16 protein-coding genes, 1 other RNA gene and 3 pseudogenes are annotated in these 14,676 nt (G+C 50.7%); 11 read left to right on the top strand and 9 right to left on the bottom strand.

Annotated elements, in window-relative coordinates:
- Positions 1 to 339, top strand: a pseudogene (locus tag BGK49_RS24030) (IS1-like element IS1B family transposase); the annotation flags it as partial.
- Between the two features lie 16 nt (positions 340 to 355).
- Positions 356 to 1,545 (top strand): annotated as a pseudogene (locus BGK49_RS24025) (AIDA repeat-containing protein); the annotation flags it as partial.
- Positions 1,546 to 1,705: 160 nt separating this feature from the next.
- Here BGK49_RS24025 and ssrA read toward each other — a convergent pair.
- Together ssrA and smpB are read right to left on the bottom strand one after the other, a co-directional pair.
- Positions 1,706 to 2,068, bottom strand: a transfer-messenger RNA (tmRNA) gene (gene ssrA, locus BGK49_RS24015).
- Positions 2,069 to 2,282: 214 nt separating this feature from the next.
- Positions 2,283 to 2,765: an SsrA-binding protein SmpB gene (gene smpB / locus BGK49_RS24010; protein ID WP_000162580.1), complete on the bottom strand. Its 483-nt coding sequence runs from the start codon at positions 2,763 to 2,765 to the stop codon at positions 2,283 to 2,285.
- Positions 2,766 to 2,935: 170 nt separating this feature from the next.
- On the opposite strand from smpB, the gene ratA reads away from it, so the two are divergent.
- Complete coding sequence (gene ratA, locus BGK49_RS24005; protein WP_001341638.1) at positions 2,936 to 3,373, top strand: type II toxin-antitoxin system toxin RatA; 438 nt, start codon at positions 2,936 to 2,938, stop codon at positions 3,371 to 3,373.
- Complete coding sequence (locus tag BGK49_RS24000) at positions 3,363 to 3,653, top strand: RnfH family protein (RefSeq protein ID WP_001117838.1); 291 nt, start codon at positions 3,363 to 3,365, stop codon at positions 3,651 to 3,653. The genes ratA and BGK49_RS24000 overlap by 11 nt, the downstream gene beginning before the upstream one ends.
- Positions 3,654 to 3,714: 61 nt before the next feature.
- On the opposite strand, the gene bamE is transcribed toward BGK49_RS24000, so the two are convergent.
- The 3 genes from bamE to nadK form a co-directional block, all read right to left on the bottom strand.
- The gene (gene bamE / locus BGK49_RS23995) at positions 3,715 to 4,056 is read right to left on the bottom strand and encodes an outer membrane protein assembly factor BamE (RefSeq protein ID WP_001203437.1); all 342 of its coding nucleotides are present in this window, start codon (positions 4,054 to 4,056) and stop codon (positions 3,715 to 3,717) included.
- A 148-nt stretch (positions 4,057 to 4,204) separates the two neighbouring features.
- A complete protein-coding gene (gene recN, locus BGK49_RS23990; protein ID WP_000880927.1) occupies positions 4,205 to 5,866 on the bottom strand; it encodes a DNA repair protein RecN in 1,662 nt (553 codons plus the stop codon).
- Between the two features lie 85 nt (positions 5,867 to 5,951).
- Positions 5,952 to 6,830 (bottom strand): NAD(+) kinase, encoded by an 879-nt coding sequence (gene nadK / locus BGK49_RS23985; protein ID WP_001059169.1) that lies wholly within the window; start codon positions 6,828 to 6,830, stop codon positions 5,952 to 5,954.
- A 122-nt stretch (positions 6,831 to 6,952) separates the two neighbouring features.
- Between nadK and grpE the strand changes: the two genes are divergently transcribed.
- Positions 6,953 to 7,546 (top strand): nucleotide exchange factor GrpE, encoded by a 594-nt coding sequence (grpE, locus tag BGK49_RS23975; RefSeq protein ID WP_001296310.1) that lies wholly within the window; start codon positions 6,953 to 6,955, stop codon positions 7,544 to 7,546.
- Between the two features lie 52 nt (positions 7,547 to 7,598).
- Here grpE and BGK49_RS23970 read toward each other — a convergent pair whose 3' ends face one another.
- Positions 7,599 to 8,885 carry an HlyC/CorC family transporter gene (locus BGK49_RS23970; protein WP_010723175.1) on the bottom strand — a complete coding sequence of 429 codons (1,287 nt, stop codon included), beginning with the start codon at positions 8,883 to 8,885 and terminating at the stop codon, positions 7,599 to 7,601.
- A gap of 20 nt (positions 8,886 to 8,905) precedes the next feature.
- A complete protein-coding gene (locus tag BGK49_RS23965) occupies positions 8,906 to 9,697 on the bottom strand; it encodes a cytochrome C assembly family protein (RefSeq protein WP_001338897.1) in 792 nt (263 codons plus the stop codon).
- A 166-nt stretch (positions 9,698 to 9,863) separates the two neighbouring features.
- Between BGK49_RS23965 and ffh the strand changes: the two genes are divergently transcribed.
- The 5 genes from ffh to rplS all read left to right on the top strand — a co-directional run bounded on the left by ffh (position 9,864) and on the right by rplS (position 13,364).
- Positions 9,864 to 11,225, top strand: a complete 1,362-nt coding sequence (gene ffh, locus BGK49_RS23960; protein ID WP_000460035.1) for a signal recognition particle protein — start codon at positions 9,864 to 9,866, stop codon at positions 11,223 to 11,225.
- Positions 11,226 to 11,361: 136 nt separating this feature from the next.
- Complete coding sequence (gene rpsP / locus BGK49_RS23955; protein ID WP_000256450.1) at positions 11,362 to 11,610, top strand: 30S ribosomal protein S16; 249 nt, start codon at positions 11,362 to 11,364, stop codon at positions 11,608 to 11,610.
- An 18-nt stretch (positions 11,611 to 11,628) separates the two neighbouring features.
- On the top strand, positions 11,629 to 12,177 hold the full coding sequence (rimM, locus tag BGK49_RS23950; protein ID WP_000043335.1) for a ribosome maturation factor RimM: 549 nt from the start codon (positions 11,629 to 11,631) through the stop codon (positions 12,175 to 12,177).
- Between the two features lie 30 nt (positions 12,178 to 12,207).
- Positions 12,208 to 12,975 (top strand): tRNA (guanosine(37)-N1)-methyltransferase TrmD, encoded by a 768-nt coding sequence (gene trmD / locus BGK49_RS23945; protein ID WP_000264777.1) that lies wholly within the window; start codon positions 12,208 to 12,210, stop codon positions 12,973 to 12,975.
- 41 nt (positions 12,976 to 13,016) lie between these two features.
- Entirely contained in the window at positions 13,017 to 13,364 is a 348-nt protein-coding gene (gene rplS / locus BGK49_RS23940) for a 50S ribosomal protein L19 (protein WP_000065255.1), read from the top strand.
- Between the two features lie 76 nt (positions 13,365 to 13,440).
- Here the strand turns inward: rplS and BGK49_RS23935 are convergent, their stop codons facing one another.
- Together BGK49_RS23935 and BGK49_RS23930 are read right to left on the bottom strand one after the other, a co-directional pair.
- Entirely contained in the window at positions 13,441 to 13,923 is a 483-nt protein-coding gene (locus BGK49_RS23935) for an OmpA family protein (RefSeq protein WP_000589818.1), read from the bottom strand.
- Between the two features lie 15 nt (positions 13,924 to 13,938).
- Positions 13,939 to 14,364: pseudogene (locus BGK49_RS23930) on the bottom strand (diguanylate cyclase domain-containing protein); the annotation flags it as partial.
- Positions 14,365 to 14,419: 55 nt separating this feature from the next.
- Here BGK49_RS23930 and BGK49_RS23925 point away from each other — a divergent pair.
- Positions 14,420 to 14,676 (top strand): IS1-like element transposase (locus BGK49_RS23925; RefSeq protein WP_024259250.1); only part of this gene is annotated, 257 nt, incomplete at its 3' end.

The raw sequence follows: 14,676 nt of genomic DNA, 5'->3' as shown, positions 1-14,676 counted from the left end.
CAGCGCTGGCTGTTTTACGCGTATGACAGGCTCCGGAAGACGGTTGTTGCGCACGTATTCGGTGAACGCACTATGGCGACGCTGGGGCGTCTTATGAGCTTGCTGTCACCCTTTGACGTGGTGATATGGATGACGGATGGCTGGCCACTGTATGAATCCCGCCTGAAGGGAAAGCTGCACGTAATCAGCAAGCGATATACGCAGCGAATTGAGCGGCATAACCTGAATCTGAGGCAGCACCTGGCACGGCTGGGACGGAAGTCGCTGTCGTTCTCAAAATCGGTGGAGCTGCATGACAAAGTCATCGGGCATTATCTGAACATAAAACACTATCAATAAGTTGGAGTCATTACCAATTATGGCAAACGGGACAGCGGAAGGTTCCATTATTAATGGGGGGGGCACAGGTAGTTAATGAGGGCTGTCTGGCTGAAAACTCGGTGCTTAATGACGGCGGCACACTCGATGTGCGGGAGAAAGGCAGCGCAACGGGGATACAGCAGAGTAGCCAGGGCGCTTTGGTTGCAACTACCAGGGCGACGCGGGTCACAGGAACACGCGCGGATGGCGTCGCGTTCAGCATCGAGCAGGGTGCGGCGAACAATATCCTGCTGGCAAATGGCGGCGTGTTAACCGTGGAGTCAGACACCTCTTCTGACAAAACACAGGTCAATACGGGCGGACGGGAGATCGTCAAAACAAAAGCCACTGCGACAGGCACGACGCTCACCGGCGGCGAACAAATCGTCGAGGGGGTGGCGAATGAGACAACGATTAACGACGGCGGAATACAAACAGTTTCAGCTAACGGAGAGGCAATAAAAACAAAGATCAATGAAGGCGGTACGCTGACAGTTAACGATAATGGCAAAGCGACAGATACCGTCCAGAACAGCGGTGCCGCTCTCCAGACGAGCACGGCTAACGGTATTGAAATCAGCGGTACTCACCAGTACGGCACTTTTTCCATTTCCGGCAATTTAGCGACCAATATGTTGCTGGAAAATGGCGGTAATTTATTGGTATTAGCAGGTACCGAAGCTCGCGACTCCACGGTTGGCAGCGGTGGAGCCGCCAACGGCAGTTATCGCAGCAACGGGCTGGGCGGTCACATTGAAACCGGGATGCGATTTACCGATGGTAACTGGAACCTGACGCCGTATGCATCGTTAACGGGGGTTCACCGCTGATAACCCTGAATATCATTTATCCAATGGCATGGAATCGAAATCAGTCGATACCCGCAGTTTATATCGTGAACTGGGTGCAACGCTGAGTTACAACATGCGTCTGGGGAACGGTATGGAAGTTGAGCCGTGGCTGAAGGCGGCTGTGCGCAAAGAATTTGTCGATGATAACCGGGTGAAAGTGAATAGTGACGGTAATTTCGTCAATGATTTGTCGGGCAGACGTGGAATATACCAGGCAGGTATTAAAGCCTCATTCAGCAGTAGGTTAAGCGGGCATCTTGGGGTGGGGTATAGCCATGGTGCCGGTGTGGAATCCCCGTGGAACGGGGTAGCTGGTGTGAACTGGTCGTTCTGACCATCAACGAAAAAGCCCACATCTGTGGGCTTTCATGTCACCAGGAGCCGCGGCTCCTTTGCGTATCCTTTTATGTCTCTTCACCGTCTGGTCGGTGTCCTGCTGAGACTGCTAACTTCCTGTTTTTATTGGTGTTGTCCTTATACCGTCCAATCATGATTGGTGGAGCTGGCGGGAGTTGAACCCGCGTCCGAAATTCCTACGTCCTCGGTACTACATGCTTAGTCAGTCTTTACATTCGCTTGCCAGCTGCGGACGGACACGCCACTAACAAACTAGCCTGATTAAGTTTTAACGCTTCAACCCCAGGCAGGGCTTCCACGCGATCTCTTTTGGGTTTGACCTCTCTTGATCCCCGTCCTAAGAGCGGAGGCTAGGGAGAGAGGGCTCTAAGCAGGTTATTAAGCTGCTAAAGCGTAGTTTTCGTCGTTTGCGACTATTTTTTGCGGCTTTTTACGAGGCCAACCGCCCCTCGGCATGCACCTTGGGTTTCGCAAATCCCGTCGAATCCAGAATCAGCCCCAATGTGTAACGGCAAGTATACCAGATTTATGAGCGCCATGACCAGCCTCAATGGCGTTATCGTTAAAGATTTAGCACCCATGTAGCCTGATTTTTATTCGATTAAGCAATGGGATGGCAACATTTGTGTCGGATGTGATAGCCAATAAGATGTTCATTCGCGCCGCCGGAGAGGGAGGCGCGGTGAGGAACTGGTCAATAATTGGAGTGCAGGTTTAACGGTGGGCGTTTTTCATGATACGTGCTTTATCCACCTGCCATTCGCGTTCTTTGATATCTGAACGTTTATCGTGCTGTTTTTTACCTTTGGCGACGCCGATTTTCACTTTGCACCAGGCATTTTTCCAGTACAGGGAGAGCGCCACTACGGTATAGCCTTCTCGATTGACGCGACCGTACAATGAGTCCAGTTCGCGCTGGTTGAGAAGTAACTTGCGGGTACGGGTAGGATCGCACACCACATGCGTGGAGGCCACGGCCATTGGCGTGATGTTAGCGCCAAACAGAAATGCCTCTCCGTCACGCAGAAGGACGTAGCTGTCGCTGATATTGGCTTTTCCTGCGCGCAGGGATTTAACTTCCCAGCCTTGCAGGGCAAGTCCCGCTTCGAACTCTTCTCCGATAAAGTATTCGTGACGGGCGCGCTTGTTAAGCGCGATGGTCGCTGAACCAGGTTTATGTGCTTTTTTCTTCGTCATAAGCGTCGTGAATCATCGGTAATCTGAAATCGAAAACACCCCATATCAATCCTGCGGGGGACAAGGCTCTATCTTAGCATGAACCCGATGTTACCCAGCGCCGGGATAGCGTTTTTTTTACAGCAGGATAAATGATATTATTTGTTGGATTTTTGTTGATGGAAATAGTTATGCCTCAGATTAGCCGGACCGCACTGGTACCCTACAGCGCGGAGCAAATGTATCAGTTAGTGAATGACGTTCAGTCTTATCCTCAGTTTTTGCCGGGTTGTACCGGAAGTCGGATTCTGGAGTCCACTCCTGGGCAGATGACTGCGGCGGTAGATGTCTCTAAGGCTGGGATCAGCAAAACGTTTACTACCCGCAACCAGTTGACCAGTAACCAAAGTATTCTTATGAATCTGGTGGATGGGCCGTTCAAGAAATTGATTGGTGGATGGAAGTTTACGCCGCTGAGCCAGGAGGCGTGTCGTATCGAGTTTCATCTCGACTTTGAGTTTACCAATAAGTTGATTGAACTCGCCTTTGGTCGCGTGTTTAAAGAGCTGGCGTCTAATATGGTCCAGGCTTTTACGGTTCGTGCGAAAGAGGTTTACAGTGCCAGGTAAAATTGCCGTTGAGGTGGCTTATGCGCTACCTGAGAAGCAGTACCTGCAGCGCGTGACGCTGCAGGAGGGCGCGACGGTTGAAGAAGCTATTCGCGCCAGTGGCTTGCTGGAATTGCGTACCGATATCGATTTAACTAAAAACAAAGTCGGCATTTACAGCCGTCCGGCAAAACTAAGCGATAGTGTGCATGATGGCGATCGGGTGGAGATTTATCGCCCTCTCATTGCCGATCCGAAAGAGCTTCGCAGGCAACGAGCAGAAAAATCAGCGAATAAATAACAGACAGAAAAAAGGTGCTCATTGAGCACCTTTTTTAACGTCTTTGAGAGCAACTTTATTATTAGTTACCACTCAGCGCAGGTTTGTTATCAATATTGGTCAACACACCGCTACTGTTAAAGGTCAGCGTCAGCGTTTGCTGCGTTACACCTTCATGACCTGGTTGCTGGCGGAAGACATAGAACCAGGTATTCGTACCAAATGGATCGGACATCAGCGGTGTACCCAATGCGTACGCAACTTGTTGTTGCGTCATGCCAACACGTATTTTGGATACGTCGTTAGCGGTCAGATAGTTCCCCTGGTTGATGTCAGGACGGTAAACCACTCGCTCCAGAGTGGAACAGCCTGCGGTCAACATCAATAGTACTGCTGCTGCAGCAGTCAGCGTTTTACAGCGCATAGTGATTTGATTCCTTTTCGGGCCCGAGCAGTACGTGGCTCATCTGTAATATGCCGATGATAATAGACCTTTCATCACTTTAAAACCTTTTGCTTTCCGGTCTTACGGCGTTTTGCTGTTTACTCTGACCGTGAAGCAGGAAAAAAGTTTACGCTGCAAGCAGTTCTTTCGCATTCGCCAGTGTATTACGTGTGACTTCACTGCCACCAAGCAGGCGCGCCAGCTCTTGTAACCGCGCTTTTTTATTCAGGGATTGCATATGCGTTTCTGTCATCGCACCATCGGTTTCTTTGCTGACAAAATAGTGTTGATGACCACATCCCGCGACTTGTGGCAGGTGGGTAACACACATCACCTGAGTTGATTCGCCGAGTTGACGCAGCAGTTTGCCGACAACTGCCGCTGTTGGACCGCTAATCCCTACATCCACTTCATCAAAAATCAGTGCCGGGGTTTCCATTTTACGCGCCGTGATGACCTGGGTTGCCAGTGCGATGCGGGACAATTCACCACCGGATGCGACTTTGGCAATAGGCTGCATTGGCTGACCTGGGTTGGTGGTTACCCGAAACTCAATACGATCGGCACCGTCAGCGCCCAGGTGATGCTCGTCAAATTTAACATCGATCGTAAACTGCCCATGCGGCATTGAGAGCGCATGCATACTGTCGGTGATCAGCTGTGCAAGTTCTTCTGCATATTGCTGGCGTTGTTGGTGTAATGCGCGCGCGATTTCCAGTGCCTGCTGATGATGTTTCGTTACCGCCAGCGCAAGCGTTTCTTGTGAGTCGGCCTGATCGTCCAGTTGCTGCTGTTCTTCCAGTAGCGACTGGTAATACTGTGGCAATGCCTCAGGGCTGACGTGATGTTTACGTGCCAGCGAAATCTGTTTTGAGATGCGCTGTTCAAGTTCAAATAGTCGGTTGGGATCGAGATCCAGACGATCGCAGTAGTGGCGCAGTTCATCGCTGGCTTCAGCAATCTGGATGGTAGCTTCTTCCAGCATATCAAGTACGCCGGACAGTTTGCTGTCCATGCCAATCAATTCGCTCACCAGTTGTTTAGCCGTGTAAAGCTGACTTTGCAGGTTTGCGTCTTCACCGTAGGCCATTAATGCCAATGCATTCTGGCTGGTGGTCAGCAATTGACCGCTGTTCGCCAGACGTTTGTACTCTTCGTCGATTTGTTCAAACTCTCCGGGCTGCGGATTAAATTCGTTAAGTTCTTTTAATTGGTATTGCAGCAGTTCCGCACGGGCGGCGCGTTCCTGACTTAACTGTTGATGATGCGCGAGGTCACGGCAGCTTTGATGCCACAACTGATAACGTGCGGTCATTTCCTGCAGTAGAGAGGTTTCATTGGCATAGCCATCAAGCAGGAATTTTTGGTGCTCAGGTTTGGTGAGTAATTGATGAGCGTGCTGACCATGGATCTGAATCAGCAACTGACCCAGTTCGCGCAGTTGTGACAGAGGAACAGCTGTACCGTTGATGAAACCACGGGAGCGACCATCGCTGCTGATCACGCGACGAAGCAAACATTCATGCCCGTCTTCAAGCTGATTTTCTTCCAGCCAGCGCAGAGCCGCTGGCGTATCTTTCAGAGAAAAACGGGCGCACAGGTCAGCGCGAGCAGCGCCGGTACGCACCATGTCGGCTTCAGCGCGACCACCGAGACAAAGACCGAGGGCATCTATTGCAATAGATTTACCCGCGCCGGTCTCGCCAGTTATTACGGTCATGCCGCTATGAAAATCAATCTCAAGCTCACGAACGATAGCAAAGTTGCTGATGGTCAGTTGTGCCAACATAGTCGTTTTCCTGTATGAAAAACCATTACTGTTATTGTGTACAGTATAAACTGGTTTTATATACAGTAAAGAGGCTGGCGTAAAATTAGAATAATTTTTTTGACCAGCCGAGCTTGGTGCTTAATGTGTTGAAATAACTGTAATCTTTCGGATGAATCAGATTCAGATGGTAATCACAGCGACGAATCAGGACATCTTCACCTTCCTGAATCGGCAGTGCTATCTGGCTGTCGCAACTGATTTCCAGGTCGTTACGGCGATGCGAAAAACGCAGACGGATCGTGCTGCTGCTGTTTATGACCAGTGGTCGTGCTGACAACGTATGCGGGAACATGGGCACCAGGGTAATCGCATCCAGAGAGGGGGTCAGAATAGGACCGCCTGCAGAGAGGGAATAGGCGGTGGAGCCTGTTGGCGTCGAAATAATTAGTCCATCAGATCGCTGAGAAAACGCAAAGATCTCGTCGATATACACTTCGAACTCAATCATATGTGCCACTTTGCCTGGATGAAGCACCACTTCATTTATCGCGGTGCTGATGCGTTTCTGGCAATCTTGCTGACAGACTTGCGCTTCCAGCAAAAAACGTTTCTCGCTGATGTAGTGGCCTTCCAGCACATCGGCTAACTGTTGCTGGGCGTTATCGGGGTCAAGGTCAGTCAGGAAACCCAGGTTGCCACGGTTGATTCCAATAACTTTAATATCGTAACGGGCGAGTGTGCGTGCCGCGCCCAGCATATTACCGTCGCCACCAACGACTACCGCGAGATCAGCTAGTTGCCCAATCTCCGCGAGCGTGCCAGTTTTCACATTCTTCAGTTGCAGTTCGTGAGCGATTTGTTGCTCAACGATGACCTCGTAACCTTTTGTGCACAGCCAGCGGTAGAGCATTTCATGTGTTGTCAGTGCAGTGGGGTGCCGTGGGTGTCCCACAATGCCAATACACTTGAAATGATTATTCATTTTTCCGAGGTCCTTGTTGCGAAGATTGATGACAATGTGAGTGCTTCCCTTGAAACCCTGAAACTGATCCCCATAATAAGCGAAGTTAGCGAGATGAATGCGAAAAAAACGCGGAGAAATTCATGAGTAGTAAAGAACAGAAAACGCCTGAGGGGCAAGCCCCGGAAGAAATTATCATGGATCAGCACGAAGAGATTGAGGCAGTTGAGCCAGAAGCTTCTGCTGAGCAGGTGGATCCGCGCGATGAAAAAATTGCGAATCTCGAAGCTCAGCTGGCTGAAGCCCAGACCCGTGAACGTGACGGCATTTTGCGTGTAAAAGCCGAAATGGAAAACCTGCGTCGACGTACTGAACTGGATATTGAAAAAGCCCACAAATTCGCGCTGGAGAAATTCATCAACGAATTGCTGCCGGTGATTGATAGCCTGGATCGTGCGCTGGAAGTGGCTGATAAAGCTAACCCGGATATGTCTGCGATGGTTGAAGGCATTGAGCTGACGCTGAAGTCGATGCTGGATGTTGTGCGTAAGTTTGGTGTTGAAGTGATCGCCGAAACTAACGTGCCGCTGGACCCGAATGTGCATCAGGCTATCGCAATGGTGGAATCTGATGACGTTGCGCCAGGTAACGTACTGGGCATTATGCAGAAGGGTTATACGCTGAATGGTCGTACGATTCGTGCGGCGATGGTAACTGTAGCGAAAGCAAAAGCGTAATTTCTGTTTTCGTAATAATTCACGCCTGCATGCGAATGCAGGGCCGTTTTCGTTACTCCGCCACACTCTCGCGCAGCGGTTTCACAGGAAAAACTTTTACCTGCTTAATCATATTGTCCTGTACGTCGAGAATATCTATATCGTACTCGCCAATACGCACGCGGGTGCCTGCGACAGGGATCTCTTCCAGTGCCTCAAGAATGACGCCATTAACCGTGCGGGCATCATCTTCCGGTAGATGCCAGTTAAAGGCTTTGTTGATTTCCCGCACGTTGGCGGTGCCATCGATAATTACCGAACCGTCGTTTTGCGGCGTGACCTCTTCGGCAAGTGTTGGCGACATCGACGTAGTGAAATCGCCGACAATCTCTTCCAGAATATCTTCAACCGTCACCAGCCCCTGAATGTCTCCATACTCGTTGACGACCAGGCCGACTTTCTTTTTGTTGCGCTGAAACTTTACCAACTGCGTGCTGAGCGGCGTACCTTCCGGCACAAAATAGATCTCGTCCGCGGCGCGCAGCATGGTTTCTTTGGTGAACTCTTTTTTCTCCGACATCAACCGCCAGGCTTCACGTACTCGCAGCATACTGATGGCGTCGTCCAGCGAATCACGGTAGAGCACGATGCGCCCGTGAGGTGAGTGGGAGAGTTGGCGCAGAATCGATTTCCAGTCATCGTTGATATCAATACCGATAATTTCACTGCGCGGCACCATGATGTCATCAACGGTCATTTTTTCCAGATCGAGCACCGACAGCAGCATATCCTGATTGCGACGGGAAATTTGTGAGCGTGATTCGTGCACGATAGTGCGCAACTCTTCTTTGCTCAAAGAGCCGCTAACCACGATATCGGTTTTGATACCCATCATGCGCATCAGCATACGGGTGATAGCATTCAGCAACCAGACCAGCGGCATCATCAAAATTTGCAGCGGAGCCAGCAGAAAACTACTCGGATAAGCGACTTTTTCCGGGTACAGCGCGGCAATGGTTTTCGGCAATACCTCAGCAAATACCAGTACGACAAAAGTCAGCACACCAGTCGCAATTGCCACGCCCGCATCGCCGTACAAACGCATCCCAACAATAGTGCCGAGCGCGGAGGCAAGAATATTGACCAGGTTATTGCCGATTAACACCAGGCTTATCAGGCGGTCTGGCTTACGCAGCAATTTTTCGACGCGTTTGGCCGAGCGATTACCCTGTTTCGCCATATGTCGCAGACGATAGCGGTTGAGGGTCATCATTCCGGTTTCGGACCCGGAAAAATAGGCTGAAATGACCACCATGATGATCAGAATAATGATCAACGTAGTAGTAGAAATGTGTTCCAGGGGAAACTCCTTTTCTGGGTTTAGCTGATTAACTGCTGGACAATTCGGCTGCCGAAGTAGGCCAGTGTCAGAATTACCGCGCCCGCAACGTTAAACCAGACGACGCGGCGTCCACGCCATCCTTCATGGTAATGTCCCCACAGCAGCACAATATAGACAAACCACGCCACGATAGAGAGCACAGCCTTGTCGATATTTTCCATGCTAAATAGGTTGTGCATGTAGAACAGGCCAGTGCAAAGCGTGAGCGTTAGCAGCACCACGCCAATCTGCGTGATGTGGAACATTTTACGCTCGATACTCATCAATGGCGGCATTTCCTGGTTAAATGCCAGCTTCTTGTTCTTCAGTTGGTAATCAATCCACGCCAGTTGCAGCGCGTACAGGGCGGCGATAATTAGCGTGGCATAGGAAAAGAGCGATAAGCCAATGTGCACCAGCATCCCAGGCGTTGCTTCCAGATGGGTGATGTATTCATTGGGCATGAAGGTCGCCAGCGCCAGGTTGATAAGCGCAAAGGCATAGACAATGGGTAGCAGCAACCAGCCACGATTGCGAGAAGCCACAATGGTCATTACCGTACAGATCATCAAACTGACCAATGAACCAACGTTCAGCAGGCTGAGGTTTTGTCCGCTATCACCGTCGGGCAGGATGCGGGCTTCCAGAGCGATTGCGTGGCAGACCAGCGCAATGACCGCAGAAATAATAGCCATGCGCCGCCAGCCGCCGTTTTTTTGCAGCAGACCGGGAACAATCAGCGCAAGACTGACGGAGTAGGCGACAAGCGCGAGCAGAGCAAAAACGGGCATAGTGATGTCGACAGTTTGAGCAATAAGAAAGAGAAGCAGTATAGCGTCAGGTGAACGCTGCTCCAACCGTTGCATAACAACAAAGACGCCTTCATGTTATACTGCGGCAAAATACTGATGATGTGTCGCGATTGCGGCCAACCGTTTCCACCCCAGGCGAGAGACAATGTTTGATAATTTAACCGATCGTTTGTCGCGCACGCTGCGCAATATCAGTGGCCGTGGACGCCTAACTGAAGACAACGTAAAAGATACGCTGCGCGAAGTGCGCATGGCGCTGCTGGAGGCGGATGTCGCTCTGCCGGTAGTGCGTGAGTTTATCAATCGCGTAAAAGAGAAAGCGGTTGGTCATGAAGTTAATAAGAGCCTGACGCCGGGGCAGGAGTTCGTCAAAATCGTCCGTAACGAACTGGTTGCGGCGATGGGCGAAGAGAACCAGACCCTGAACCTGGCGGCGCAACCGCCTGCGGTCGTGCTGATGGCGGGCCTGCAAGGTGCCGGTAAAACAACCAGCGTTGGTAAACTCGGTAAGTTCCTGCGCGAGAAGCACAAGAAGAAAGTGCTGGTGGTTTCTGCCGACGTTTATCGCCCGGCGGCAATCAAACAGCTTGAGACGCTGGCAGAGCAGGTGGGCGTTGATTTCTTCCCTTCTGATGTTGGTCAGAAGCCGGTAGATATCGTTAACGCGGCGCTGAAAGAAGCCAAACTGAAATTCTACGACGTGCTGCTGGTGGATACCGCTGGTCGTCTGCACGTTGACGAAGCGATGATGGACGAGATCAAACAAGTCCATGCGTCGATTAACCCGGTTGAAACCCTGTTTGTGGTTGACGCCATGACCGGTCAGGATGCGGCCAATACGGCAAAAGCATTCAATGAAGCGTTACCGCTTACCGGCGTAGTGTTGACCAAAGTGGACGGCGATGCCCGCGGCGGTGCGGCGCTCTCTATTCGTCACATCACTGGCAAACCGATCAAGTTCCTCGGTGTTGGCGAGAAAACTGAGGCGCTGGAGCCGTTCCATCCGGACCGCATTGCGTCGCGTATTCTCGGCATGGGCGACGTACTGTCGCTGATCGAAGATATCGAAAGCAAAGTTGACCGCGCGCAGGCAGAGAAATTAGCCAGCAAGCTGAAAAAAGGTGACGGCTTCGATCTCAACGACTTTCTTGAGCAGCTGCGCCAGATGAAAAATATGGGCGGCATGGCCAGCCTGATGGGCAAGCTGCCGGGCATGGGGCAGATCCCGGATAACGTCAAGTCACAGATGGACGATAAAGTGCTGGTGCGTATGGAAGCCATCATCAACTCGATGACGATGAAAGAGCGCGCTAAGCCAGAAATCATCAAAGGTTCGCGTAAACGCCGTATTGCTGCCGGTTGCGGTATGCAGGTGCAGGACGTTAACCGTCTTCTGAAACAGTTCGACGACATGCAGCGCATGATGAAGAAAATGAAGAAGGGCGGAATGGCGAAGATGATGAGAAGCATGAAGGGGATGATGCCGCCGGGATTTCCTGGTCGCTAAATGACCTTATGCGACAGAGTTATTAACTGCTGATTGCATTTTCTCCAGAAATCAGTAAAATTTTCGGGCTTTTAATATGACACCGGACTCCGTTCCTCGATGGGGTCCGGTTGTTTTATTCACACAAGAGGATGTTATGGTAACTATTCGTTTAGCACGTCACGGCGCTAAAAAGCGTCCGTTCTACCAGGTTGTTGTCGCAGACAGCCGTAATGCACGCAACGGTCGCTTCATCGAGCGCGTTGGTTTCTTCAACCCAATCGCTAGCGAAAAAGAAGAAGGCACTCGCCTGGATCTGGATCGCATCGCTCACTGGGTTGGCCAGGGCGCAACTATTTCTGATCGCGTTGCTGCGCTGATCAAAGAAGTAAACAAAGCAGCTTAATCTGTCACGGTGGTCATGATGAGCAAACAACTCACCGCGCAAGCACCTGTTGATCCCATCGTTTTGGGAAAAATGGGTTCGTCTTACGGTATTCGTGGGTGGCTCAGAGTGTTTTCTTCCACCGAAGACGCCGAAAGCATTTTTGACTATCAGCCCTGGTTTATCCAGAAGGCGGGTCAGTGGCAGCAAGTCCAGCTGGAAAGCTGGAAGCACCACAATCAGGACATGATCATCAAGCTGAAAGGCGTTGACGATCGTGATGCGGCGAACCTGCTGACGAATTGTGAAATTGTCGTGGATTCATCGCAGTTGCCTCAGCTTGAAGAGGGTGACTACTACTGGAAAGACCTGATGGGCTGCCAGGTAGTAACCACTGAAGGCTACGATCTCGGTAAAGTCGTCGATATGATGGAAACCGGATCTAATGACGTTCTCGTCATTAAGGCAAACCTGAAAGATGCGTTTGGTATCAAGGAACGTCTCGTACCGTTCCTCGATGGGCAGGTTATCAAGAAAGTCGATCTCACTACTCGTTCAATCGAAGTAGATTGGGATCCTGGTTTTTAAACCACCGGATAAACGGTAAAAGACGGCGCTATGTGGATTGGCATAATTAGCCTGTTTCCTGAAATGTTCCGCGCAATTACCGATTACGGGGTAACTGGCCGGGCAGTTAAAAATGGCCTGCTGAGCATCCAGAGCTGGAGTCCTCGCGACTTCACGCATGACCGGCACCGTACCGTGGACGATCGTCCTTACGGCGGCGGACCGGGGATGTTAATGATGGTGCAACCCTTGCGGGACGCCATTCATGCAGCAAAAGCCGCGGCGGGTGAAGGCGCAAAGGTGATTTATCTGTCACCACAGGGACGCAAGCTTGATCAAGCGGGCGTCAGCGAATTGGCAACGAATCAAAAATTGATTCTGGTGTGCGGTCGCTACGAAGGTATAGATGAGCGCGTGATCCAAACCGAAATTGACGAAGAATGGTCAATCGGCGATTACGTTCTCAGTGGTGGTGAGTTACCAGCAATGACGCTGATTGACTCCGTTTCCCGGTTTATTCCGGGGGTACTGGGACATGAAGCCTCGGCAACGGAAGATTCCTTTGCTGAAGGATTGCTGGATTGCCCGCACTATACGCGGCCTGAGGTGTTAGAAGGGATGGAAGTTCCGCCAGTGTTACTGTCGGGCAACCATGCCGAGATACGTCGCTGGCGTTTGAAACAGTCGCTGGGCCGTACCTGGCTTAGAAGACCTGAACTTCTGGAAAACCTGGCTCTGACTGAAGAGCAAGCAAGGTTGCTGGCGGAGTTCAAAACGGAACACGCACAACAGCAACATAAACATGATGGGATGGCGTAAGCCCCCGAGATATCAGTTTACCCAGGATAAGAGATTAAATTATGAGCAACATTATTAAGCAACTTGAACAAGAGCAGATGAAGCAGGACGTACCTTCCTTCCGTCCGGGTGATACCGTGGAAGTGAAAGTATGGGTTGTTGAAGGTTCCAAAAAACGTCTGCAGGCATTCGAGGGCGTGGTTATCGCTATTCGTAACCGCGGTCTGCACTCTGCATTCACTGTTCGTAAAATTTCCAACGGCGAAGGCGTTGAGCGTGTCTTCCAGACTCACTCTCCGGTAGTTTACAGCATTTCTGTCAAACGTCGTGGTGCTGTTCGTAAAGCTAAACTGTACTACCTGCGTGAGCGTACTGGTAAGGCTGCTCGTATCAAAGAGCGTCTTAACTAAGATTTCGCTTAAGCGACATCCTGTTAAGAAGGGCTGGCCAATTGGCTGGCCCTTTTTTTGTCTGTTTGCTCGTGTTTTAAGGGGTTGTAATCACCACTGCGACGCGGAGGTTCTCGGCGCGGCCCTGGGCGGTCTTGTTACTGGCTATGGGATATTTTTTTCCTAAACCCTGTGTGGTGAGATTGCTGCGTGGAATTTGTCCACCAATAGCCCATGCATCGGCCACGACATTCGCCCGTTTCAATGATAAGCCTTCGTTGTAACTGTCTTCACCATAGTTATCGGTGTGTCCATCCATACGGGCATGTGTTATCCCTGTCGAGGCCAATTTGGCTGCCATGGTTTGGATCTGTTGCTGGCTTTCCGGGAGCAATTTGTAGTCATTTTTTGCGAACAGAATGGCATCTGATAAGCCCAGCGACCAGTCGCCGGCGGATTCAGTAAATCCATAAGATTGCATAGCGGCGACTTGCTCAGGAGTAAACTTTCCCTGAGGGGACTGGCAGCCAGTCAGTATTAGTGAGGTGAAAATCAGGGGTGCTACCAGGTGCTTTATCATATCGATATATCCTTGTTATCTCACCAGCTTTTCGGCACGCTGGTGTTTGGCCTGATACATATTGTGATCGGTAAGCTCTTGTAATTTTTCCGCAGAGGCGTGCTCAATGGTCATCGCGTAACCAATGCTTAATGTCATGGTGGTCTGATGGCCATTATGAAGATGAAACGGGAGATTAAAGATTTGTGTCAGTGCTGAGCATATCTGTTGCACTTCAGATTCCGACTGTACATCATAGAGCACCATAGCGAATTCATCGCCGCCCAGGCGGTATGCTTTATGTCGCAGCCCGCCAAATTCAGCTAACCGTTTTGCGATTTCAATCAAGACCCTATCGCCCGTCGCATGACCCCAGGTATCATTGATATATTTGAAATTATCGCCATCAAGAAATAGTAACGCCGACGTTTTTCGGGCATCGGAATTGTTCATCAACGTATTGGTAATGCTGCCAACTTACTGATTTAGTGTATGATGGTGATTTTAAGGTGCTTGCGTGGCTTCCATTTCCATCAGATGTCCTTCCTGCTCCGCTACTGAAGGCGTGGTGCGTAACGGCAAAAGCACTGCCGGACATCAGCGCTATCTCTGCTCTCATTGCCGTAAAACATGGCAACTACAGTTCACTTACACCGCCTCTCAGCCCGGTACGCACCAGAAAATCATTGATATGGCCATGAATGGCGTCGGATGTCGCGCCAGTGCACGCATTATGGGCGTTGGCCTCAACACGGTTTTACGTCACTTAAAAAA

Source organism: Shigella sp. FC1544, from assembly GCF_001722145.1.
GTDB classification, from domain to species: domain Bacteria; phylum Pseudomonadota; class Gammaproteobacteria; order Enterobacterales; family Enterobacteriaceae; genus Escherichia; species Escherichia coli.
The sequence above is the reverse complement of the archived record's forward strand: the minus strand, read 5'-3'. Positions and strand labels throughout refer to the sequence as shown.

Bases quoted from the DNA above. Each gene is read 5' to 3' on its own strand.
- ratA (WP_001341638.1), top strand. From the start codon at position 2,936: ATGCCTCAGATTAGCCGGACCGCACTGGTACCCTACAGCGCGGAGCAA.
- grpE (WP_001296310.1), top strand. From the start codon at position 6,953: ATGAGTAGTAAAGAACAGAAAACGCCTGAGGGGCAAGCCCCGGAAGAA.
- smpB (WP_000162580.1), bottom strand. From the start codon at position 2,765: ATGACGAAGAAAAAAGCACATAAACCTGGTTCAGCGACCATCGCGCTT.
- rpsP (WP_000256450.1), top strand. From the start codon at position 11,362: ATGGTAACTATTCGTTTAGCACGTCACGGCGCTAAAAAGCGTCCGTTC.
- BGK49_RS23935 (WP_000589818.1), bottom strand. From the start codon at position 13,923: ATGATAAAGCACCTGGTAGCACCCCTGATTTTCACCTCACTAATACTG.
- trmD (WP_000264777.1), top strand. From the start codon at position 12,208: ATGTGGATTGGCATAATTAGCCTGTTTCCTGAAATGTTCCGCGCAATT.
- BGK49_RS23965 (WP_001338897.1), bottom strand. From the start codon at position 9,697: ATGCCCGTTTTTGCTCTGCTCGCGCTTGTCGCCTACTCCGTCAGTCTT.
- bamE (WP_001203437.1), bottom strand. From the start codon at position 4,056: ATGCGCTGTAAAACGCTGACTGCTGCAGCAGCAGTACTATTGATGTTG.
- rplS (WP_000065255.1), top strand. From the start codon at position 13,017: ATGAGCAACATTATTAAGCAACTTGAACAAGAGCAGATGAAGCAGGAC.
- recN (WP_000880927.1), bottom strand. From the start codon at position 5,866: ATGTTGGCACAACTGACCATCAGCAACTTTGCTATCGTTCGTGAGCTT.
- ffh (WP_000460035.1), top strand. From the start codon at position 9,864: ATGTTTGATAATTTAACCGATCGTTTGTCGCGCACGCTGCGCAATATC.
- nadK (WP_001059169.1), bottom strand. From the start codon at position 6,830: ATGAATAATCATTTCAAGTGTATTGGCATTGTGGGACACCCACGGCAC.
- rimM (WP_000043335.1), top strand. From the start codon at position 11,629: ATGAGCAAACAACTCACCGCGCAAGCACCTGTTGATCCCATCGTTTTG.